This is a genomic window from Sneathiella sedimenti (assembly GCF_017313765.1).
GTDB classification, from domain to species: Bacteria; Pseudomonadota; Alphaproteobacteria; order Sneathiellales; family Sneathiellaceae; genus Sneathiella; species Sneathiella sedimenti.
The window spans coordinates 94,403-115,462 of the sequence record NZ_JAFLNC010000006.1; the positions used below are offsets into that span (position 1 = coordinate 94,403).

Genomic DNA, 21,060 nt, shown 5'->3' on the forward strand with positions numbered 1-21,060 from the left:
GTTAACTCAATTTAGCCAACAACTCCGGCAATTCACCAAGATGATCGATGCTATGGAAACGGGCGTTATCAACCGGCGCTTCTGCATGTTCATGCACCCATGTTAAATCATGGGGAACATAAACACCGACGCTGCCAGCCTCAATTGCCGGAATTATATCGCTTTTAAGCGAGTTCCCCACCATCATGCTTTCAAGCGGCGTCCGGCCCGCGTTACTAAAAATCCGCTGATACGTATGCCGGTTTTTTTCACTGACAATCTGGACGTCGTCAAAGAGATCTCCCAACCCTGATTGGGCGAGTTTACGCTCCTGATCGAAAAGATCGCCCTTGGTTATCATAACCAGTCGATATCGGCCGTGAAGTTCCATCAATGTTTCGCGGACATATGGCAGTGTTTCAACCGGGTGACGCAACATCTCCCGACCTGTACGCAGTATGTCATGCAGCACACTCGCCGGGACCTTGTCCTCCGTTACCTCTATCGCTGTTTCTATCATCGAGAGGGTAAACCCCTTGATGCCGTATCCATAGAATTCGAGGTTTCTCCGTTCCGCCTCAATCAGGCGCTCCGTAATATGGTCGCTGTCCGCAAAATCGCCGAGAAGAGCCGCAAATTTTTCCTCCGTCATACGGAAAAAATATTCGTTCTGCCAAAGGGTATCATCGGCATCAAAGCCGATTACTGTTAGAGAGTTAGAGGACATATCGCGACACAGCCTTCAAAGCGGAAATTTTAATTGCAGCGTTATTCCGCAGCCCGGTCGGGAATAATCTTGCCAGGGTTCATAATATTGTCCGGGTCCAAAGCCCGTTTCACGGCGGCCATCACATCAACCGCCTCCCCATGCTCCATATACATATACTTCTTCTTGCCGAGCCCGACACCATGCTCTCCGGTACAGGTGCCGTCCATGGAGAGGGCACGCTCGATCAGCCGGGCGTTGAGCCGTTCCGCTTCCTTCAGTTCTTCAGGGTTTTCTTTCTTGATAACGAAAGAAAGATGGAAGTTTCCATCCCCCACATGACCAACGAGCGGCGCCACCAGAAAACTTTCGGCAAGATCCTTCTTTGTTTCCAGAATACAATCGGCAAGGCGTGAAATAGGAACACAGACGTCCGTTGCCCAAATCTGGGCCCCGTTACGCAGTGCCATGGCCGCGTAGGCGGCATCGTGTCGTGCCTGCCAAAGCTTGGTGCGTTCTTCCGCCTGTGTCGTCCATTTGAACCCTTCCGCACCGAATTCAGAGCAAATCGCACTTACTTGTTCCGCCTGCTCCTGAACGGATGCACTGCTGCCATGAAATTCAAGGAAAAGTGTCGGCTGAACCGCCAGGTCCAGATTGGAATAGCGGTTAACCGCATCCACCTGCACTTCGTCCAGAAGCTCGATCCGCGCAACCGGGATGCCGCTCTGGATTGTCAGGATTACACTCTTGATGGCTCCCTCGATATCCGGGAACGAGACAGTTGCCGCCGAAATAGCCTCCGGAATGCCATAGAGCCGAAGCGTCACCTCAGTAATTATGCCCAGCGTCCCTTCGGATCCGATATAGAGCTTGGTCAGGTCGTAGCCTGCCGCACTTTTTTTGGCCCGATGACCAGTCGAGATTACGCGCCCGTCGGGCAACACAACTTTAAGGCTCAGAATATTCTCACGCATGGTACCGTAACGCACCGCATTGGTTCCTGACGCGCGGGTTGACGCCATGCCGCCAATTGACGCATCTGCCCCGGGGTCGATCGGGAAGAACAGGCCGGTATCGCGCAAATACTCATTAAGTTGCTTGCGCCGGACTCCGGGCTGGACCGTACAGTCCAGATCTTCAGGACTTACCCGCAATATCTCGTTCATCTCGTTGAGATCAATCGAAACGCCCCCGTAAACAGCATTTACATGCCCCTCAAGAGAGGTCCCTGCCGCGAACGGAATAACCGGAACTTTATGTGTCGCGCAAACCGAGACTATGCGAGAGACTTCTTCCGTACTTCTGGCAAAACAGACGGCGTCGGGAGCTTTGGGAAAATGCCAACTCTCATCCTTACCATGCTGTTCGCGCACGGCGGCGGCGGTTGAACAGCGCGTTCCAAGAATTTCCGTTAGTTCAGAAATCACCTGATCCATTTTTGGATGTCTGCTCGTCATAATAGCTCCCTCATTCCTCCGCCGACTGGGCTGGTCAGCCACTTTCTTTAACAGTATCATATAACCCGCCGTCCATTTAAAGGAAGAAGAAATAAGGACTGATAATGAACAAATCCGCTATGACCCTGATCCACGAACAACCCGTGCTCCCGGAATGGATCGATTACAACAAACATATGAACGTGGCTTATTATGTTCTGATATTTGACCAGTCGCTGGATGAATTCCTGGATGAGATTGGACTTACGCGGGAGTATCGAAGTTCCGCAAACTGCACTGTTTATGTCCTTGAAACCCATGTCACCTATATTCAGGAAGTACATGAAGGTGATCCGCTGGAAATTTATGCACGGGTTTTGGATTGTGATGAGAAGCGGATGCATCTTTTCCTGGAGATGCGCCATCGGGACAAAGGATTCCTCGCGGCAACATCCGAGCAAATGATCATGCATTTGAGTGTAGAAGATGGACCGAAAGCGGCCCCTATGCCTGAGTTTATGCAGTCAAACTTGCAGGAACACAAAGACCGGTTTGCCGATGCACCGCCGCCCCAACAAGCTGGTGCCGTGATCGGAATCCGACGCAAATAATAAACACCGCCATATAAAGCGGTGTTTCTTCAGATGTTGAATTTTATCCTGGCGAGGTCAGGCAGCCTGGTTGCCTGCAATTGTACCATTGCCGAGCTTGGCAATTAGGTAGTCGACATTCTCACCGTCAAACTCATCCTGAAAGTGGGTAAGAACGCGCTCTATAACCTGGTTGCGGTAGCGTTCACGGTCTCCCGGGGAGCCATCGAAATCAAGCTCGGTGGCCACCTCCAGACCAACCTTCATGATCTTCTGGAGTCCGTCCGAGAAATTTAACTTCTCGCACAGCTGTCTCAGACCTTTCCCGCTGGCATCGTTGACCAGGATATGGATGTTTGAAACCGCAATGTTCGAATATTTCGCCATGGCCGTTTCGAAGAAATCAACATCCCCGACACACAGGGCACGCAAGATAATTGTCGGGGTCAATCGGCCGTTCGCATGCAGTTGATCGATCAGGTCGACAAGATCTGAACGGCTTGCGCCCTCCTTGATAAGGCCGATCATCGTCTTTTCCCGACTTTCCAGAATGAGGTCCGTTGCCATACTGGGGGACATTTCATGATGAGTCACAAGATGTTCACGGAGTTTGTCCGACACCATAGTCACCAGACGCTCAGTTACCGTGATCGGGAGTTTACTCCGGTGGGCCATCGGCGCCTGTACTTTCTCACTTTCGCCAAACTGATCCAGTACCTTTTCATAGGTTGCATCCGAGATTTCAGCGCCGTCATTTTGCATAAGCGTCGCAACGACGTCCTCTGATCCACTGTCCGCCAGCTTTGCGGAAACAGTTTCCGATACGGTCTTCCGGCTTGCCACGGCGATTTGGTGCAAATCGGATTTTGATCCTATGATGTCTAGGAGGTCTTCATCGCTGAGCGCATTTGAGAAACTGAGCATCGGGGTAGCGACATCGGCAATATCACTGGCAAGAGTTATCGCAATATCATGGGACAGGTCAGGGACTGATTTTAAGGTTTCCGCCAAGGTTTGGCGGACCAGGACTTCGGTATCATTCACGAGGATACGAAAAATTTCCTCAGCTTCATGACGTTCTTTATTGCTGAAGCCCGTGCCCGTCATGCTTACCGCGATCTTCTCTACCGTTTCCGCCCGTGCTTTCGCGGAGCGATCCGTCAGCAGTCGTTCAACATCCGCTGGACATAAAGAACCGTTATTAGACACGTTGGCTCCAGTATTCTAAGTTGTTCAGAAGCTTCAGTGTGTCAAAATTATATTAACATTCCCCTAACTTGACCTCTCCTCGATGACTTCCTTTACCGCACGAATCTGGGTTTCAACATTGATGTCGAGATAGCTAATAATTTCTAAATCCCGATCCTCGAATACATCCACGCCGGGTTTCCCCGATTGCCATTCACTGATTTTTTCATCGCGGGCAATGATCAGTTTCTCAATTTGGGGACGGAACAGCACTAACATTGCCGTCAACCAGCGGTTGGCCGGCCAAGACGGGGTACAATGATCAATGATGAATCCATACAGCATATCGATTACGTCGTTTTTCTCGTACCAGTTTTCCCCGGTTACCCACCGGTTCGTGGTAAAAAGCGCAATTGGAAAGCCCGCACTGTTCATTGAGATAGCGATAAGGTGACAGATAATTTCGTCTTCTTCTGTCGGCCATTCAGCATCTCCATCGTAGGGTACCGGTTCCACCCCTTCCCGCATCCCTTTCTTGCGTAAAAAGGTGTGAAAATGCCCATGCTCTCCCTCGCGATGGGCATGGTAATAATACTGGGCATGGGTTTCGTTATCATATACATCCCCTTCGGGGTAATGGTCCCATTCATAGAATGTTCCCTGACCCTTCAGTATTTCGCCGACAATATTCGCGTCGCCCTTCTTCAAAACCCGATAGCATTCCAGAATCTCATCTGCGGCCGCATTCATTCGGTCAAGCCGTTTCGGCGGCAAAGCTCTCAACGCGTCCCGTAACTCATTTGAGTTCTTGATCATTCCGCCCGCAGCATTCTTTCCGAGATTGTCCATCTTGATCATTTTATTCTTTCTTCCTCCATCACCAAGCGGAATCCGATCAGTATCTGATCACTGCCGATGGTCGCGTTCACCAACCCGCTTCGCGGCAAACACCACAGTGCTTGTTGCCCATTCGACAAGCTTACCCAACGCGCCGGTTCGAACCCTGCCAAAGAGCGCACAAATATTTTGGGCGGTCGCGATTAGGTATTTCGGTCTAGTCCCTGTCTGACACCAATATAAACACGGGAGGACACAGCAGAATATGTTTTCACGAGAAGGTGATAGATTGTGTTTGTCCATAACCCCGACCGCGACGTTATGTCTCTGTTCCGCTCAATACGGCTATGCTATCTCACTGGGTAAATGCCGATGGCTAAAATAAATGGTGAAAGGAAAAACCATGAAAACGATGAGACGGGCGACCCTTGGAATTTCCCTTGCTGTCTCCCTAGCAGCGACTTCCGCTCTCGCGGATGGCGACGCCGCGAAAGGCGAAAAGGTCTTTAAAAAATGCCAGGCCTGCCACACTGTCGAGCAAGGCGGTAAGAACAAGATCGGCCCAAACCTGTATGCTATTGTTGGGAAAAAGTCTGCGTCCGTTGAAGGCTATGATTACTCAAAGGCTATGCAGGAAGCAAACCTTACCTGGGATGATGAAACCCTGAGCGAGTATCTGAAGAAGCCAAAAGCTCTTGTGAAGGGAACCAAGATGAGTTTCGCTGGCCTGAAAAAGGAAAGCGATAGAGAAAACCTAATCGCCTATCTGAAAACATTCCAGTAACCTAAATTTCGCGCACAAATAACTGGCAGCACCGGCTATTTGTGCGCATATGAGATAAATATACCTCCGATAACGGCAAACCTTATAGGTATAGTAAGGCCACCTCAGGTGGAACCGCATCTTTCAAGGCATATATCACAAGCCCGGTGCCGTTCCCGGTGTTTTCGACGGATCAATCGATAATTCTATAGTGGCGCCATTGGCATTGATATCTTATTGCCCTGGTACAAGGTCACAAGGCAGAACACGCCCATCGCTGCCCGCCCCTTTTTTGCCCACGGAACCAAAGTTTCTGTATGTTGGGGCCAAACATTTGAAAAAATTAAGACCTTCTTTACATAGTAAGTTTATACGTTATTTACGAAGCAACAGGTATTGCCGCGTAAAGATCTGTAAATAATTATTTCGATAGAGAATTAGTCCATTGAATACAAGAGGTTTAGCTTCTAAACGACCGACGGGCCATGATCCCGCTGGGATTACTCAATCCGCGGCGCAATACGGACCTGCTCTTAAACTCAACTACAACAAGTTGCGGTTGCTTGTCCTTGAGACAGGTGACCATATTCTCAACTTCTGCAATGACATCAATATCCCTATTGCAGCCCATGAAAACAGTTATAATGAATCTGTCGCAAAAGACATCGCGGCAGGTGTCTATAACTGTATCATTATTGATGGCGCAGACGGCGATTGTAAATTTACAGACGTCCTTGAGGAAACATCCAACAAACCGCCATTCCTTCCGGTAATTGTTATCGACGGTTCCCTCAACCTCCTTCGCGCAGGCGCTTCGGAAAACATTGCGAGTAAGGACCTTTCTGCGGAACGGCTTGAAACGGCACTTTTCAACGCTGACCGACTTTGCAAGCTGAATAATCGAACGGCAATACTAGAAATGGAACTATCCGCCTTTATTGAGGAGGATCCATTAACGGCGTTGCCCGGGCGCAGCAAATTCCGCGTGCGGATGGCCAAGGCAATCGAAAAAGCGCACAACGCGAAAAAATCTGTCTCCCTGATCATTCTCGACTTGAACAGTTTTAAGGAATTAAACGAAAGCCGAGGCCATGACTTTGGTGACGAAGTTCTAAAAACAGTTGCCAAGCGGCTATTTAAATTTGCCCCCTATAATTCGATCGTTGGGCGACTTGGTGATGACGAATTCGCCCTTCTCGCCGTTGATCAGAATTTCACCAAGGAAGCCGGCAACATTGCTGCACGCCTGCAGCTTGAAATTCGCAAACCTTATATCATTGAAGGCCAGAAAACGGATGTGAGTGCAACAATTGGCCTCGCTCAGCTTGATGACCACGATACGGCAGACGGGTTGCTGCATAAATCCATATCTGCGCTCTATGCCGCGAAGCGGGATAAGGTACCGTTCACGGTTTATACCCACGAAGACGATGTTGAACGTCGACAGCAGCTGCGGTTGGCGCAGGACTTACCGGATGCCGTAATCAATAATCAGCTGCTGCTGAACTATCAGCCGATCGTCCGGATCAGTGATCAGCAGGTTATTGGTGTTGAAGCCTTGGTGCGGTGGATGCATCCAAAGCAAGGACTTATCTTCCCCGACAGTTTCATTCCTCTTGCGGAAGGATCAGGCTCCATTGAAGCATTGACCGAATGGGTTCTGGAAGAAGGAATAAGGCAAGGAAGTCGCTGGTTGGCCGATGGAAACAGACTTTCGGTTTCAGTCAATATCTCTGCACTGATTTTGCATAATCCCTCTTTCCCGGATATGGTGGCGAGAAAGCTGGAAAACATCGGTTTCCCCGCAGAGCTTTTGAAGCTTGAGATAACGGAGAGCGCCATCATCTCTGATGTCAGCCGGGCAACCGAAATTGTTAACCGCCTTCATGAAATGGGCGTGTGTCTCTCAATCGACGATTTTGGAACCGGGTATACCTCGCTTGCCTATTTGCGGAAGCTCCCGGTGGACGAGATCAAAATCGATAAAAGCTTTGTCATGAATATGATGCACGCCGCCGATGACGAAGTGATTGTCCGCACCTTACTTGACCTCGCGAAAAGTCTTGGCCTATCGGTTGTCGCCGAAGGTGTGGAAGACGCTCTGATTTGGAGAATTTTGGAGGCTCTCGATTGTGATGTTGCACAAGGCTATTTCATGAGCCGACCCGTCGATATTGATACATTTAATGCCTGGCTGAAAGTTCAGCCCTGGAAAGACGAGCTGAAATAACCATTCCGGTCAAACTCCGTTTGACGCCATGGCACATATCCCTGAGAATAATGGAAAACAAGGGAGTTGCTCATGTCGGAATTTGGTCCGGACGTCATTATCAACAAAGCCGCCTATCTTCATCCCAGTGCCCTGATCTACGGCAAGGTCCGCCTTGAAAAAGGAGTCTCGCTCTGGCCCTACACGGTCATCCGCGCTGAATCCGAGGAAGTCGTGATCGGGGAATATACCAATATCCAGGATTTCGTCATGATCCATATTGGCGCATCAACCGGCACCATTGTTGGCTCCCACTGTTCGATTACCCATCATTGCACGTTGCATGGCTGTACAATCGGTGATAACTGCCTGATTGGCATTAACACAACGATCATGGACGGCTGTGTTATCGGGAACAACTGTATAATCGCGGGGCATAGTTTTCTAAAAGAAGGAACAGTCATTCCGGATAACTCGATTGTCATGGGTACCCCTGGAAAGGTCGTTCGGACACAAAATAATTATGCCCGTTGCCGGTTAAACGCCTTCATGTATTATCGCAACGCGCTAGCCTTCAAGCACGGCAAACACCGTGAATGGGCTTCCGAAGAATGCCTGAAGGAAATGCAGAGTGAAATGGACAAACTTCAGAAAGAACAAGCCGCCCTTGAACAACAGACCTGAAGGCAGGTCAGGCTTTTAATTTAGTGAGAGGCAATATGACGGAAATGCAAAATCCCTATCTCATGTTCCTTGGTGACGTGGGAGATCAACTGGCTGCAAAAACCGCAAAAGGGATCGTCGACTGGCGTCCGGAATGGTGTGTCGGTCAATTGAAGCTGGAAGGATGTGCCGCGGACCTCGGCATCAAGGATATGTCCATTGCGGAGGGAATTGAAAACGGCGCGAAAACCATGGTTGTCGGTATCGTGAATTCGGGGGGATTCCTGCCGGATCACTGGATTTCCGTTATTGTCGAAGCATTGGAGGCCGGCATGGACGTGGCAAGCGGCCTGCATATTCGTCTCGGAGACGTTCCGGAGATCAAAGCCGCAGCGGAACGCAACGGACGCGCCCTGTTCGATGTCCGTCATCCGTCGCGCAATGTCCCGACGGGAAAGGGAACGCCGCGCCAGGGAAAGCGGTTGCTCGCTGTTGGAACAGACTGTTCCGTTGGCAAGATGTATACCGCCCTCGCCATAGAGAAAGAAATGCTAAATCGCGGCATGAAAGCGGATTTCAGGGCAACAGGCCAGACAGGAATTTTCATTGCCGGATCCGGTATATCCATCGATGCCGTCGTCGCCGATTTCATTTCCGGAGCAGTTGAGGAACTGTCGCCTGAAAATGAAGCGGATCACTGGGATATTATCGAGGGGCAGGGTTCACTCTTTCACCCGTCCTTTGCGGGTGTTAGCCTTGGACTACTCCACGGCGCGCAGGCCGATGCCCTTGTGCTCTGCCATGAACCAACGCGTACCCACATGCGCGGGCTGCCACATCAACCCCTGCCAGACCTTAAAACCTGCATGGAGTTGAACCTCACGACGGCACGGCTGACAAACAAGAATGCCAAGTTCATCGGCGTCGCGATCAACACTTCCGGCCTGTCGGACGCTGATCGGCTGGACTATCTTGCCAAGATCGAAAAGGAACTGGGACTTCCGGCCGTTGACCCGTTTAAGGATGGCACAGCGCCAATCGTCGATAATCTGCCATGACCAAGCGGCAACTTGCGGCAAAATCGGAAAGCTGGACCATTGCCGGTAGCTTCAGAATAAGCAGGGGCGTAAAGACCGCAGCGGAAGTCGTTGTGGTTGAAATTACCGAGGATGGCGTGACAGGGCGCGGCGAATGCGTGCCCTACGCCCGATATGAAGAAAGTATCCGCTCCGTCCTTGGGCAAATATCCTCTGTTCGCGATTTTATTGCCGATGGATTGACCAGGGACGGCCTCCTGACTGTCATGCCGTCCGGTGCGGCCCGCAATGCCGTCGATTGCGCGTTATGGGACCTGGAAGCAAAGCTAAGCGGCAAGACGATTGCAGAAATCGGGGGCATTCCAGCACTGGGGCCTACGATTACCGCCTATACACTATCTCTTGATAGCCCTGAAAATATGGCAATTGCGGCGAAGAAACATAGTAACCGCCCCTTGTTCAAGCTCAAGCTGGCGGGAGAGGGTGATCTGGAACGCGTGACCGCAGTTCGCAACGCCGCGCCGCGAACGCGTCTGATTGTTGATGCGAACGAAGCCTGGACCGCGGATATGATGCGCGAATACTGTCCCAAGATGGCCGATCTTGGTGTTGAATTGATCGAACAGCCTCTTCCAGCGGGCGAAGACTCGGTTCTCAGTGATATCGAGCGGCCAGTTCCAATTTGTGCCGATGAAAGCGCGCATGACACGGCTACTCTCGATGATGTTGTTGAACTATATGATTATATCAATATCAAGCTCGACAAAACCGGTGGATTGACTGAGGCGCTGCTGCTTGCCGAAGCGGCGCGGGAATTCGGACTTGGCGTCATGGTTGGCTGCATGCTGGGAACCAGCCTCGGCATGGCCCCTGCCATGTATCTTGCATCCTATGCACGTTTCGTAGATCTGGATGGCCCCTTGCTTCTGGAAAAAGATCGCGAACACGGTATCCAGTTCGATGGCAATGTCATGCATCCCCCATCCCGCAAACTGTGGGGGTAGGCTGCCCTACCCCCTTTTCAGTCAGCGACCCTTGAATTCCGGCGCGCGCTTTTCGACAAAGGCAACAGCCGCACCCTTGTGATCTTCCGTCTCGAAAGAACGGATCATCTGGTTTGCTTCCCAGTCAAGCACGTCGCTCAAAGTCCCTTCGGAGGCCGTATTGATATTCTTCTTCATATATCCGATGGCCACGGTCGGCAGGCTTGCAAGGCGTTTCGCCATAGCGTCGGCTGCGGCAGGAAGTTCATCCGCCGGAACCGACTTGTTGACCATCCCGATGGTTTCGGCCTCTTTTCCGAGAACGACATCAGCCGTGAAATAAAGTTCCTTCGCCTTAGCCTCACCGAGAAGCTTGGTCAGGAAGTAAGTGCCGCCGAAGTCACCGGACAAGCCCACTTTCGAAAAAGCAGTGGTGATCTTGGCATCATCTGCGGCAATCCGCATATCGCAAGCCATGGCGAGAGAGAAGCCCGCTCCTGCGGCCGGACCGGGAATAACGGCGAGAGTCGGCTTTGGCATCTCATGAAGCAAACGGCTTACCTCCATACGCTCCCGCAAGTCCTGGATTTTCTCATCCAAGTTGACCTTGGCGCCCGCGTTCGCCGCAAACCCCTTCACGTCGCCGCCCGCACAGAACGCCCCGCCAGCGCCCGTCAACACAACGGCGCGAACCGAATTATCCTTCGCGAGGCGGGCAAGCTTCTCGCTCAGCCCATCCATCATTTCCCGTGTAAAGGCGTTACGCGCCTCCGGCCGGTTCATGGTCAGTGTCGCGATCCCATTTTCAATCTTTTCAAGAAGTACATCAGACATATTTATTTTCCTTATTTTGAGTTCATCTGAGAACTGGTTTTACTGACGCGGTAACTGCTGTTCGACCAACCGCGCCCAAATGCTGGCGCCAATCGACAGCACCTCGTCATTAAAATCAAACTCGGGATGATGGACGGCGTGAAAATGCGTTTCATCATTGGTCCCGAGAAAAAAGTAACATCCAGGGCAAGCCTCCAACATGAAGGCAAAGTCCTCGCTGCCCATCCGGATTGGCGTATCCATATTTACGTTTTCATGCCCCACAACCTCGACTGCGGCCCTGGCTGCAATCTGCGTTTCCTTTTCGTGGTTGACGACACTCGGGTAGCGTCGCTGATAATCAAGGGTGATTTCCACGCCATGTGTCGCCGCAACACCAGCACAAATCTCCCGGATACGGGATTCCACCAGATCGCGTATCTGGGCCGTCATTGCCCTGATGGATGCGGACAACGTTGCCTCCTGCGGAATAATATTAATGCCGGTACCCGCCTGAAACTGGGTCACGCTGACGACGGCATTATCAACGGGCCCGACATTGCGCGCGACAATCGTCTGAAGGGCTGTGTAAAGCTGCACTCCGGCAGCAATCGGGTCATTGGTCAGATGGGGATAGGCCGCATGCCCGCCCTTACCCCTTATCTTCATGACTGCTGTATCGGCAGACGCCATGATCGGGCCAGTGCGCACATTGAAGGTACCGCGCGGCATTCCGGGCTGATTATGAAGGCCGTAGACGCCATCGCAGGGGAAGCGGTCAAACAGCCCGTCCTTGACCATCGCGTCCCCACCGCCGCCGCCTTCTTCGGCTGGCTGAAAAATAAAGTGAACCGTTCCATCGAAATTAAGGGTTTCGGCCAGATACTTTGCAGCCCCCAACAAAATTGCCGTATGTCCATCATGGCCGCAGGCATGCATCTTGCCGTCAATCGTCGATTTATGGGCGAACTCATTCTCTTCCTGCATCGGCAGGGCATCCATATCTGCCCGAATGCCGATAGTGCGGGAACTTGTCCCTTGCCCCTTCAGTACACCGACAACGCCGGTTACACCGATGCCCTCATGTACCTCAAGCCCCCAGCTGCGTAGTTTTTCTGCTACAATCGCCGCCGTACGGCGTTCCTCAAAGCAAAGCTCAGGATGCTGATGAAGATCCCGCCGCCACGCCTGCATCTCTTCATGGGTCTCCGCTATCCGGTTATTGACAGGCATCCCCGTTCCCCTATTTTTTGCTTATTCTTTGATGGTTTTCATGGTGCCACCCTTTCGAAGGAATGGCAATATCCGGCAGAATTGCATCTAAGAATTCAGAAATTGATTTAATTGTCATATTCTTCTTTTATCTTTCGGTTTCTGGACTATATAAATCAGCTTGTGTGCAAGTGCGAAAGGATTGCTTGCTAATCTCGCGATCAGCGCTATACTGCGCGCGCTTTTTATAAAGACGAAGTATATATCATGGAAATTCGGAACGTAGCGATTATCGCCCATGTCGATCATGGGAAGACAACTCTTGTGGATGGGCTCTTGAAACAGAGCGGGACGTTCCGGGATAACCAGAATGTGGCCGAACGCGCCATGGACAGCAATGATCTGGAGCGGGAACGCGGGATCACGATCCTTGCCAAATGTACCTCTGTCGAATGGGAAGGTTATCGCCTGAATATCGTGGATACACCGGGCCATGCCGATTTCGGCGGTGAAGTGGAACGTATTCTCAGCATGGTAGACGGGGTTGTGGTTCTGGTCGATGCCGCTGAAGGTCCGATGCCGCAGACGAAGTTTGTGACGCAAAAAGCACTTGGGCTTGGCTTGAAACCCATCATCGTCATCAACAAGGCGGATCGCCCCGACGCCCGTTCCAATGAAGTGTTGGATGAATGCTTTGACCTGCTCGTCGCCCTCGACGCGAACGAGGACCAACTCGACTTCCCGGTCCTGTATGCGTCCGCCAAGGAAGGCTGGGCGGTTACGGATTTATCCGAACCGAAGGAGAATCTTCATCCTCTGTTCAACTTGATTGTCAAGCATGTGAATGCGCCTGAAGTTGATGAGAAAGCTCCCTTTCGCATGCTTGTCACCACGATTGAGGCCAACCCCTATCTTGGTCGGTTGTTGACAGGCCGGGTGGAAAGCGGCGTCCTGAAGACAAATGACCTGATCAAGGGTCTAAGCCGCAAGGGGGGCAAGATCGAGGATGCGCGCGCAACGAAAATTATGGCCTTCAGAGGACTTGAGCGCGAAACCATCGCAGAGGCACGCGCTGGCGATATCGTTTCTGTAGCCGGTCTCGTGAAAACCACTGTCGCAGATACACTCGGCACGCCCGAGGAAACCCAGCCAATCGATGCGCAGCCGATCGATCCGCCGACGATCTCGATGACATTTGCAATTAACTCTTCGCCACTCGCAGGCCGCGATGGCGACAAAGTGCAAAGCCGGGTGATCCGGGCACGCCTGATGAAGGAAATCGAGGGCAATGTCTCCATTCGTGTCGAGGACAGCCCTGAAGCGGATTCCTATATTGTCTCCGGTCGGGGCGAGTTGCAGCTCGGGGTTTTGATCGAGACGATGCGCCGTGAAGGATTTGAATTGTCCATCAGCCGCCCGAGAGTTCTGTTCCGGGAAGGCGAAAATGGCGAAACACTTGAGCCGCTCGAAGAAGTTGTTGTCGACGTCGATGACGAGTTTTCAGGTGTCGTGGTTGAGAAAGTCGCCCTTCGCAAGGGTACGATGACTGACATGCGCCCATCTGGCGGTGGCAAGACACGAATCACATTCCTGTGCCCCACCCGTGGCCTGATCGGCTACCATGGCGAGTTCCTGACCGATACGCGTGGAACCGGTATCATGAACAGACTATTCCATTCCTATGTTCCGCATAAGGGAGAAATTCCCGGTCGGCGCAATGGCGTGCTTATCTCCAACTCTACAGGCAAGTCTGTCGCCTTTGCGCTTTGGAACCTTGAGGCACGCGGCTTCTTCTTTGTTGGAAGCGGCATCGACGTTTATGAGGGCATGATCCTTGGCGAACATAACCGCCCCAACGATCTGGAAGTCAATGCACTTAAAGCCAAGCAGCTTACAAATATCCGGGCATCGGGAACAGATGAGGCGGTTCGCCTTACGACCCCGCGTAAACTAAGCCTGGAGCAGGCAATCGCCTATATTGACGACGATGAGCTGGTGGAAGTAACGCCAAATCACATTCGACTGCGCAAGCGCCATCTCGATCCACATGAGCGTAAAAAAGCCTCCCGCGAGAAGGTCGCCAGCTAACCCTCCGCACAGAATTTCAGGCGCCCTTGCAGCATCCTAAAATAAGGGTGGCGATTAATGGCGACTTGTGGAAACATATGTCTGTCTTAACAATAACAAAAACCAAATGAGGATAGAATGGCGTTAATTGACGTAGTTGCCGAAGTCGCGGGGAAGGTCTGGAAAGTCGAAGCTGAGGTCGGTCAGCAACTGGAAGAAGATGACGACGTCGTCATTCTGGAGAGCATGAAAATGGAGATTCCTGTGGGCGCGCCCGCCGAAGGAACGCTCAAGGAAATCCTTGTCGGTGAGGGCGATGCGGTCGCGGAAGACCAGGTCATTGCCAGAATAGAAACCTGAACGGATATTTGCCGTAATCTGAAAGTTAGTCTACCAGAGCCAGGTCGCCGGATCGGGGACCGGTTCTTCGCGTGCGTGTAGCTTTAGGCCTTTGGCACAACGAATGATAAACCAGATATAGGCTGCCAGGATTATCAAGAATCCGATGCCGGCGAATACCAGCAACGACCCGATTACGCAGTACAGGAAGAATATCCAGAAGCTGCGGATCTGGTAGCGAAAATGCGTCTCAGCCCAAGGCGCACCGTCCCCCCGGTTTATATAGGCCATTATAACACCGACTAAATGTGCTATCGGAATAATGAGGCCAGCCAGATAGATAATATAAACTTTCTGCACCATTTTTGCAGCTTCCCGCATCCGGGGGCCATCTTCTGTTCGTTCAGTGACGTTATTCATTCCCGCGCCCTTTCCGGCTTACTCCATGCCTTCCAACGCTTCTTGCAGCAGGAGGTAGACTTTTCCTACGTCCGCCGTAATAAAGGCATCTGAAAGCAGCTCGGAATGATCGACGGCGCCGGCCTCCGCCATGATTTCACGGAACTCCGATACATACTGATCTGCGAATCGGCGGAAATCGCCGCTGTCACGATACCGTGCACGGATCTTGTCCGCGTCGCGTGACTTCAATAATTTCCGTGTGAAAATACCCTTTTCACCCTTCCGATATCGCCGCCATAACTCCTCCGACAGGCTGCTGTCCATGATCCTGTTCAGGTCGATGGTCAGGGAATTCAGGTTTTCCATGATAAACGCGGTGGACTTCATGAACTGTTCGTTACGGACCTTGTTTTTCTTCTCTAACAAGCGATCCGTTTCCTTCTTCGCCCGGGCCGCAGCCGTCGTGAGATTTGTGGTCTGCTGTTCAATTTTCTGTCCCGACAACAAAGCGTCTTCTGCCGCTTTTTCCGCGGCCGTTTTAAACGCTGCGCTCTCTTCCTTAAGGATGGTAGCAGACTGGTTGAGCGTACTTTCGACCTGTTTTACGGAGAGAGCGAGCTTCTTGTGCTGGCTTTCAAATTGCTCCCCCAATGCCCGCGCGCTTTCGTTGGCCTTGTTGGTAAAGTGGATGAGCTCTTCAGCCTGACCATGAAACAGTTTCGCGGCGCCCGAACCGGCTTCCTTCACCTGTAGGCCGGCTTCCGATATTTTTGCCGTCACTCGATCAAGGTCTTCATGGATATGACGACGAGTGTCGTCAATTTCCATTTTGTGTTTTGCCAATGCCTGATCTGCGTATTGAATGCCCTTGATCATTAATTCACTGGCCTTTGCAAGCTCGACAGATCGGCGATGGAATCTATCGCTTGCTTCCGACGCCTGATCCACTGACTGGTCTAGCATGTAAGAGCGTTCAGACAGCGTTTTCTCGACAGTCTCTACCTGTTCCGTCAACTGGCGGGCAATATCCGCGAGAGCCTGTGTTTCCTGCTGAAGAATTTCTTCCATAGCTTCGGCATGATCCTTCGCCCGGACGGAGATATCCGCAAGCTCCTCCATATGGACCTTGGCGGATCCACTCGCCTCGCTGATATGGGCAAGCGAGGAGCGGGTAACTTCTGCCAGTCGGCTGCCCTGACCTTCCGCCTTGGCAGCCACCTTGTTCAATTGCTCGACATGATCGGTAGCCTGATCACCCATCGCCCTCAACTCGGCAGAGGCGCGCTCCGCTGTCTTGGCGAGTTCAGCGGTCTGGGAATGCGCGGCCTCACCAGACTGACGCGCCTGCAAGGTTGCCCGTTCTGCTGTCGCCATGAAGTCCTGATGGTAACGTATGGTTTCCTCAATGGCGGCGGCAAGCTTGCTTTTCGAGTGATCCGCGGAAGCCCCGAGCTCTTTCTGCTGTTTGCTCAAAGCCTCACTTGCCGAGGCAAGGGTTCGCGAGGCCTTGTCAGCACTCACCTCAATTTCCGAACCTTCACGGCGCAGTTCCTCGCCCGCTTCACGCATCTTGCCTGTAACCGCATCGGAGGTCAGTTTGAGGTCTTCTGCCTGGCGCTGCAGACTGGTCCCAACTTCCGCAATCCGGCTGTTCGTATCCGTACTCGCTTCGGCCAGCAGCATCACGTCTTTTTCAAGACGCTCACTGATCTCTCGCGACATAGCCAATATCTGCTGAGAGGCTGATTCAAAAACCGCGATCTGATTGCGGAGTTGTTCCTGAATGAGCGTCGTTCTTGCACCGGTGGCTTCGGAGGCTTCATTGAGGTTTGCCGCATGGGTCGCAAGTTTTTCGCCGAGCTGATCCGCATTTCTAAGGGATTTCTCGCTTGCAGCATCGAGAAGCTCCTGTCCCTGACGGAGGCTTAGGTCTACTGCCTCGAGGCTCTGTCCGGTCGATTTTAGGATGCCTTCCAGAGTAGCTGTCTCATCCTTCAGTTTCATGCTGCTGAGCAACATTTTCTCAGTCATCTCGCTGGTTTTAACAGCAAGGTCCTGGGTATTCTCGCGGAGCAGGTCGGCGGTTTCCTGTGCGCCGGTCTCAGCCTCTTTCGCTACCTGCAACAAGCCAGCCTCCCGGCTTTCGAGTTGGTCAAGTGCCTTGTCCACTTCGGCCACGCTGTTTATCAGTGTATTCCGAAGGGCATTAAGGCGCGTAACGCCTTCATCGCTTGCAATGCTTAAGTCCGTAGTGCTTTGCAGCAGAATATCGGCGGTCTTGGAAAGCTCGGTTGAGGAGTTACGAGAAATCTCGGCGATTTCCTGCCCGCGTTCACCCAGATGCGCCGTGCCGTCATCCAGCTTCTGTCGCAGTTGATTGGCGGCATCTTCCAGGCTTTTGATCTGGTTACCGAGTGCGTCTTTGGCTTGTGCTGTTTTTTCTAAGGTCTGTGTCGCGGTTGCAAATATTTTCTCGCTCGTATCACCAAGAATTAGGGTGATGTCCTGCGATTTTTCATCGGCGACACGAATGGCATTTTCAAGCGCCTTTATCTGCGCTGCCAGAGCATCTTGAACGGATTTGCTCCGTTCCTCGGTTTCATTGGCTGCATTCTGCAGACTGCTGGTCTGAAGCGTAATCGCATCATTAAGCCGTGTGCCCTGCTCATTAATCTTGTCGATCAGAGCGTTAATCTGCTGTTCCCGGCTTTCGAGTTCGCCTTTTATCCGGTCTGATGTTTTAAGGAGACCATCCGTCGCTGAACTGGCGGCATCTCCCTGTTTTTCCAGTTGATCGGACGCGTCCTCAATTCGACGAGCCGCCTTCTCTGTTCCGTCCTGAACGGCTTTAGACTGACGTTCTAGCGCTTCAGTAAGCCGGGCAACCCGGTTTTCCGCCTCGACGCTCGGATACCCTAGGTTGGCCATTAATTGATCGAGGGCATTGCCCTTCAGGCGCGCTTCAAGTCCGCGATAAAAATAGCCAAGCAACAGCCACAAGAAGGCTAGCGGCGCAAATGCGCCCAAAAACAGGATTCCCAGGTCCAGAGGGGCAATCTGGAGAATGTCAGGCCAGCCGATTCTTGTATAAACATAGGCGCCAACAGCCACAAGCCAGCCCAAGGTCAGAAGAACGCCAATACCAAACAACCAGGCAGCACCGGATAACCCTTTATTTTCCGGAGCTTTTTGCGGCACAACATCTGTTTTCGCGGCGGGCATTGTCTCGCCGCTGCGAATTTGAACTTTCTGATGTTTTTGCAACATCACCCCTCTCCTACTAAACGATCAGAGAAGGGTTCCGCAAAAGCTTCGCTGCGTCAAGTTTTCTGATTAAATGAACCCCTCCGAAATCTGGAAATCCCTTAAAAAACGATTACTTGATAACACCTGCGTTGCGCAATTCATCGATGGTGTCATCGGCGATACCCCAGTCACGCATCGCCTCCACCGTATGTTCTCCCGGCAGGCAGGGCGGGCTCTGGATGGCCCCCTCGGTCCGGCTGAAGCGTGGTGCCGGGGCAGGCTGGACAATTCCTTCATATTCAACGAAGGTTTTCCGATGAGTGTTGTGGGGATGCTGTGTCGCTTCCATGATGGAAAGCACGGGCGCATAACAAACATCGGTTCCCAACATTATTTCATCCCATTCATCCCGGGTTTTCGTCTTGAATACCTCCGTCAGGCGCGCCTTGAGGATCGGCCAGCTTTTCTGATCCAGCTGAGGCGGCAGATCTTCCTTATCCAATCCTGTGCGTTCCAACAATTCTTTATAAAACTTCTTCTCAATGGAGCCGATCGAAACATATTTTCCATCTGCCGTCTCATAGACACCATAATAGTGGGCACCGGTATCGAGCATATTTACGCCGCGTTCATCCTTCCAGTTGCCCGCAGACATCAGACCAAAGAATATGGTCATCAAAGAGGCAGCGCCATCGACCATTGCCGTATCGACTACCTGTCCCTTGCCAGATTTCTGGGCCTCAAGGATACCGCAGACAAGACCAAGTGCGAGATAAAGTGCGCCACCTCCAAAATCGCCGACCAAATTAAGCGGCGGTACCGGAGCCTCACCTTTCCGTCCGATTGCATGTAGCACACCGGAAAGGGCAATATAGTTGATGTCATGGCCGGCCGCCTTTGCCATTGGGCCGTCCTGCCCCCAACCTGTCATACGTCCGTAGACAAGCTTCGGGTTGCGCTTCAACGCCTCGTCTGGCCCCAGTCCCATACGTTCCATGACGCCGGGACGAAATCCCTCGATAAGGCCGTCGGCCTGCTCAATCAATTTTAGGACAACCTCACGCCCCGCTTCGCTTTTCGTATCCACGGCGACAGAGCGGCGACTCCGCATCAGGAGGCTGTTGCGGGAGCTGGGCATGCTGCCAAGACCAGGATCCGACAGACGATCGATACGAACGATATCGGCGCCAAGATCCGCCAACAGCATCGCGCACATCGGACCCGGACCGATCCCGCCCATTTCAACAATTTTATATCCAGATAATGGCCCCATTATTTTTTCCCTTTTTAATTATTATAGACCTAAGTGATTCCAGCTAATTTATACCGTTCCAGATTGAACTGTCATCCCTTAAAGTTGCAGAGACTCTGGCGCACGCCTCAAATACTGGCATATCAACAAGGCCATGGCGCAACTTCCCGCCATAAAGAAATAGGCCCCGACTGAAAAGCTTTCATAAAGATAGCCTGAGAAGAACAGGCCTCCGCCCATTATCAGCCCGAGAGATATGGCCGAATAAAGACCCTGTGCCCGCGCCGACATCTCAACAGGTATTTTTTCCGTGATAAACCGCATAGCACCCAGATGGGCTGCCGCAAAGGTTACGCCATGGAGCATTTGTATGAAAATTAAAACGGGAACATCCGGTGACAATCCCATTACTGTCCACCTTATCATGCCCGATATGCCGCCGAGGACAATAAGCTGTAGCGGGCTAAAGGATTTGAACAAATGTTTGGCAAAGGCGAACAGAATTATTTCGACGATCACCCCTTCCGCCCACAGAAATCCAATCGTTGCATCGCTAATTCCCTGCTTTTGCCAATGAAGGGTCCCGGCTGCGTACAGAATGGCATGACTTCCCTGAATTAACCCGGCGGCCAGGAGAAAGACAAGAAAGGGCGGGGATTTCAACAAGCGACGAAGGCCTTTTTTGCCTTGTTCACTGGGACTTATATGCACTTCGGGAAGCAGCAGACAGCACAGAAACAAAAGCAGAAAGGCGGCGGAGAGCATGACCGGGATGAAATCAGGAGTCCGTTCAGCCAGTAGCAGGCCACCAAAGAAGGACCCGCCAATAAAGGAAATCGACCCCCAAAGGCGAATGCGCGGATAGTCTATATTCCGAGTTCTCCCGAGAGTGAGAACCAGGTTGTCGCCAACGGCACTAAAGGAAGAAATTAGAATTCCGATAGACAAAGCCACCGCAAAAATCTGCAGAAACCCATCAACAACGAAATACAGCTGAAACAGTGCAAGAGAAAGCGCGGACATGATCACCAGTGGGGCACGCCGCCTGCCAAAATAATCCGCAAGGGAAGTAATCATCGGGGTGAACAGAATTTTGGACCACACGGGCGCAGAAAGAACAATGCCAATTTCTTCCGCTGATAGCCCCTTAAAGGAAAGCCAGACCGGCCAGAACGGTAATTGAAGCCCGACAATTAGAAATAGCGCGGCATAAAACGGCGCCAGCCGAATGGACAGGAAAAAATCGTTAGAAGTGAACGGAGGCACGTACGGCGTCTTTCTGATTACAGCGTCAAGTTATTCCTAGGGGAGTTAGACGATAGTGTAAAGCAGGCG

The 21,060-nt window shown here is 51.9% G+C and carries 18 protein-coding genes; 8 read left to right on the forward strand and 10 right to left on the reverse strand.

Features of this window, described 5'->3' with window-relative positions:
- Position 1: 1 nt before the first annotated feature.
- Entirely contained in the window at positions 2 to 706 is a 705-nt protein-coding gene (locus tag J0X12_RS16700) for an HAD family hydrolase (protein WP_207047581.1), read from the reverse strand.
- A gap of 41 nt (positions 707 to 747) precedes the next feature.
- Positions 748 to 2,145 carry an FAD-binding oxidoreductase gene (locus tag J0X12_RS16705; protein ID WP_207047582.1) on the reverse strand — a complete coding sequence of 466 codons (1,398 nt, stop codon included), beginning with the start codon at positions 2,143 to 2,145 and terminating at the stop codon, positions 748 to 750.
- Positions 2,146 to 2,249: 104 nt separating this feature from the next.
- Between J0X12_RS16705 and J0X12_RS16710 the strand changes: the two genes are divergently transcribed.
- Positions 2,250 to 2,735: a thioesterase family protein gene (locus J0X12_RS16710; RefSeq protein WP_207047583.1), complete on the forward strand. Its 486-nt coding sequence runs from the start codon at positions 2,250 to 2,252 to the stop codon at positions 2,733 to 2,735.
- Between the two features lie 57 nt (positions 2,736 to 2,792).
- Here the strand turns inward: J0X12_RS16710 and spbR are convergent, their stop codons facing one another.
- Together spbR and J0X12_RS16720 are read right to left on the reverse strand one after the other, a co-directional pair.
- The gene (gene spbR / locus J0X12_RS16715; RefSeq protein WP_207047584.1) at positions 2,793 to 3,923 is read right to left on the reverse strand and encodes a SpbR family protein; all 1,131 of its coding nucleotides are present in this window, start codon (positions 3,921 to 3,923) and stop codon (positions 2,793 to 2,795) included.
- A gap of 63 nt (positions 3,924 to 3,986) precedes the next feature.
- Complete coding sequence (locus J0X12_RS16720; protein WP_207047585.1) at positions 3,987 to 4,760, reverse strand: DUF6969 family protein; 774 nt, start codon at positions 4,758 to 4,760, stop codon at positions 3,987 to 3,989.
- A 382-nt stretch (positions 4,761 to 5,142) separates the two neighbouring features.
- Here J0X12_RS16720 and J0X12_RS16725 point away from each other — a divergent pair, with 382 nt between their 5' ends.
- From J0X12_RS16725 to dgcA, 5 genes are all read left to right on the forward strand, one after another.
- Positions 5,143 to 5,523, forward strand: coding sequence for a c-type cytochrome (locus tag J0X12_RS16725; protein WP_207047586.1), 381 nt, complete (start codon positions 5,143 to 5,145; stop codon positions 5,521 to 5,523).
- A gap of 424 nt (positions 5,524 to 5,947) precedes the next feature.
- Positions 5,948 to 7,732: a putative bifunctional diguanylate cyclase/phosphodiesterase gene (locus J0X12_RS16730; protein ID WP_207047587.1), complete on the forward strand. Its 1,785-nt coding sequence runs from the start codon at positions 5,948 to 5,950 to the stop codon at positions 7,730 to 7,732.
- A 72-nt stretch (positions 7,733 to 7,804) separates the two neighbouring features.
- Positions 7,805 to 8,395: a gamma carbonic anhydrase family protein gene (locus tag J0X12_RS16735; RefSeq protein WP_207047588.1), complete on the forward strand. Its 591-nt coding sequence runs from the start codon at positions 7,805 to 7,807 to the stop codon at positions 8,393 to 8,395.
- Positions 8,396 to 8,430: 35 nt separating this feature from the next.
- Complete coding sequence (gene dgcN / locus J0X12_RS16740; RefSeq protein ID WP_237688198.1) at positions 8,431 to 9,432, forward strand: N-acetyltransferase DgcN; 1,002 nt, start codon at positions 8,431 to 8,433, stop codon at positions 9,430 to 9,432.
- A complete protein-coding gene (gene dgcA / locus J0X12_RS16745) occupies positions 9,429 to 10,415 on the forward strand; it encodes an N-acetyl-D-Glu racemase DgcA (protein ID WP_207047589.1) in 987 nt (328 codons plus the stop codon). The genes dgcN and dgcA overlap by 4 nt, the downstream gene beginning before the upstream one ends.
- Positions 10,416 to 10,436: 21 nt before the next feature.
- Here the strand turns inward: dgcA and J0X12_RS16750 are convergent, their stop codons facing one another.
- Both J0X12_RS16750 and J0X12_RS16755 read right to left on the reverse strand, forming a co-directional pair.
- Complete coding sequence (locus tag J0X12_RS16750; protein ID WP_207047590.1) at positions 10,437 to 11,228, reverse strand: enoyl-CoA hydratase; 792 nt, start codon at positions 11,226 to 11,228, stop codon at positions 10,437 to 10,439.
- A gap of 39 nt (positions 11,229 to 11,267) precedes the next feature.
- Positions 11,268 to 12,440 carry a M20 aminoacylase family protein gene (locus J0X12_RS16755; RefSeq protein ID WP_207047591.1) on the reverse strand — a complete coding sequence of 391 codons (1,173 nt, stop codon included), beginning with the start codon at positions 12,438 to 12,440 and terminating at the stop codon, positions 11,268 to 11,270.
- A gap of 246 nt (positions 12,441 to 12,686) precedes the next feature.
- Here J0X12_RS16755 and typA point away from each other — a divergent pair, with 246 nt between their 5' ends.
- Both typA and J0X12_RS16765 read left to right on the forward strand, forming a co-directional pair.
- The gene (typA, locus tag J0X12_RS16760) at positions 12,687 to 14,507 is read left to right on the forward strand and encodes a translational GTPase TypA (RefSeq protein ID WP_207047592.1); all 1,821 of its coding nucleotides are present in this window, start codon (positions 12,687 to 12,689) and stop codon (positions 14,505 to 14,507) included.
- 117 nt (positions 14,508 to 14,624) lie between these two features.
- Entirely contained in the window at positions 14,625 to 14,846 is a 222-nt protein-coding gene (locus J0X12_RS16765) for an acyl-CoA carboxylase biotin carboxyl carrier protein subunit (protein WP_207047593.1), read from the forward strand.
- Positions 14,847 to 14,876: 30 nt separating this feature from the next.
- Here J0X12_RS16765 and J0X12_RS16770 read toward each other — a convergent pair whose 3' ends face one another.
- The 4 genes from J0X12_RS16770 to J0X12_RS16785 form a co-directional block, all read right to left on the reverse strand.
- On the reverse strand, positions 14,877 to 15,245 hold the full coding sequence (locus tag J0X12_RS16770; protein WP_207047594.1) for a DUF4870 family protein: 369 nt from the start codon (positions 15,243 to 15,245) through the stop codon (positions 14,877 to 14,879).
- Positions 15,246 to 15,263: 18 nt separating this feature from the next.
- Positions 15,264 to 18,494 (reverse strand): coiled-coil domain-containing protein, encoded by a 3,231-nt coding sequence (locus tag J0X12_RS16775; protein WP_207047595.1) that lies wholly within the window; start codon positions 18,492 to 18,494, stop codon positions 15,264 to 15,266.
- A gap of 109 nt (positions 18,495 to 18,603) precedes the next feature.
- Positions 18,604 to 19,746: a CaiB/BaiF CoA transferase family protein gene (locus tag J0X12_RS16780; protein WP_207047596.1), complete on the reverse strand. Its 1,143-nt coding sequence runs from the start codon at positions 19,744 to 19,746 to the stop codon at positions 18,604 to 18,606.
- A 78-nt stretch (positions 19,747 to 19,824) separates the two neighbouring features.
- Positions 19,825 to 20,991: an MFS transporter gene (locus J0X12_RS16785; RefSeq protein ID WP_207047597.1), complete on the reverse strand. Its 1,167-nt coding sequence runs from the start codon at positions 20,989 to 20,991 to the stop codon at positions 19,825 to 19,827.
- Between the last annotated feature and the right edge of the window lie 69 nt (positions 20,992 to 21,060).

Excerpts from the sequence above, each read along its gene's own strand:
- J0X12_RS16725 (WP_207047586.1), top strand. The coding sequence starts at position 5,143 with ATGAAAACGATGAGACGGGCGACCCTTGGAATTTCCCTTGCTGTCTCC.
- J0X12_RS16720 (WP_207047585.1), bottom strand. The coding sequence starts at position 4,760 with ATGATCAAGATGGACAATCTCGGAAAGAATGCTGCGGGCGGAATGATC.
- J0X12_RS16750 (WP_207047590.1), bottom strand. The coding sequence starts at position 11,228 with ATGTCTGATGTACTTCTTGAAAAGATTGAAAATGGGATCGCGACACTG.
- J0X12_RS16755 (WP_207047591.1), bottom strand. The coding sequence starts at position 12,440 with ATGCCTGTCAATAACCGGATAGCGGAGACCCATGAAGAGATGCAGGCG.
- J0X12_RS16710 (WP_207047583.1), top strand. The coding sequence starts at position 2,250 with ATGAACAAATCCGCTATGACCCTGATCCACGAACAACCCGTGCTCCCG.
- J0X12_RS16775 (WP_207047595.1), bottom strand. The coding sequence starts at position 18,494 with ATGTTGCAAAAACATCAGAAAGTTCAAATTCGCAGCGGCGAGACAATG.
- dgcN (WP_237688198.1), top strand. The coding sequence starts at position 8,431 with ATGACGGAAATGCAAAATCCCTATCTCATGTTCCTTGGTGACGTGGGA.
- J0X12_RS16735 (WP_207047588.1), top strand. The coding sequence starts at position 7,805 with ATGTCGGAATTTGGTCCGGACGTCATTATCAACAAAGCCGCCTATCTT.
- J0X12_RS16705 (WP_207047582.1), bottom strand. The coding sequence starts at position 2,145 with ATGACGAGCAGACATCCAAAAATGGATCAGGTGATTTCTGAACTAACG.
- J0X12_RS16700 (WP_207047581.1), bottom strand. The coding sequence starts at position 706 with ATGTCCTCTAACTCTCTAACAGTAATCGGCTTTGATGCCGATGATACC.
- typA (WP_207047592.1), top strand. The coding sequence starts at position 12,687 with ATGGAAATTCGGAACGTAGCGATTATCGCCCATGTCGATCATGGGAAG.
- J0X12_RS16780 (WP_207047596.1), bottom strand. The coding sequence starts at position 19,746 with ATGGGGCCATTATCTGGATATAAAATTGTTGAAATGGGCGGGATCGGT.
- dgcA (WP_207047589.1), top strand. The coding sequence starts at position 9,429 with ATGACCAAGCGGCAACTTGCGGCAAAATCGGAAAGCTGGACCATTGCC.
- J0X12_RS16765 (WP_207047593.1), top strand. The coding sequence starts at position 14,625 with ATGGCGTTAATTGACGTAGTTGCCGAAGTCGCGGGGAAGGTCTGGAAA.
- J0X12_RS16770 (WP_207047594.1), bottom strand. The coding sequence starts at position 15,245 with ATGAATAACGTCACTGAACGAACAGAAGATGGCCCCCGGATGCGGGAA.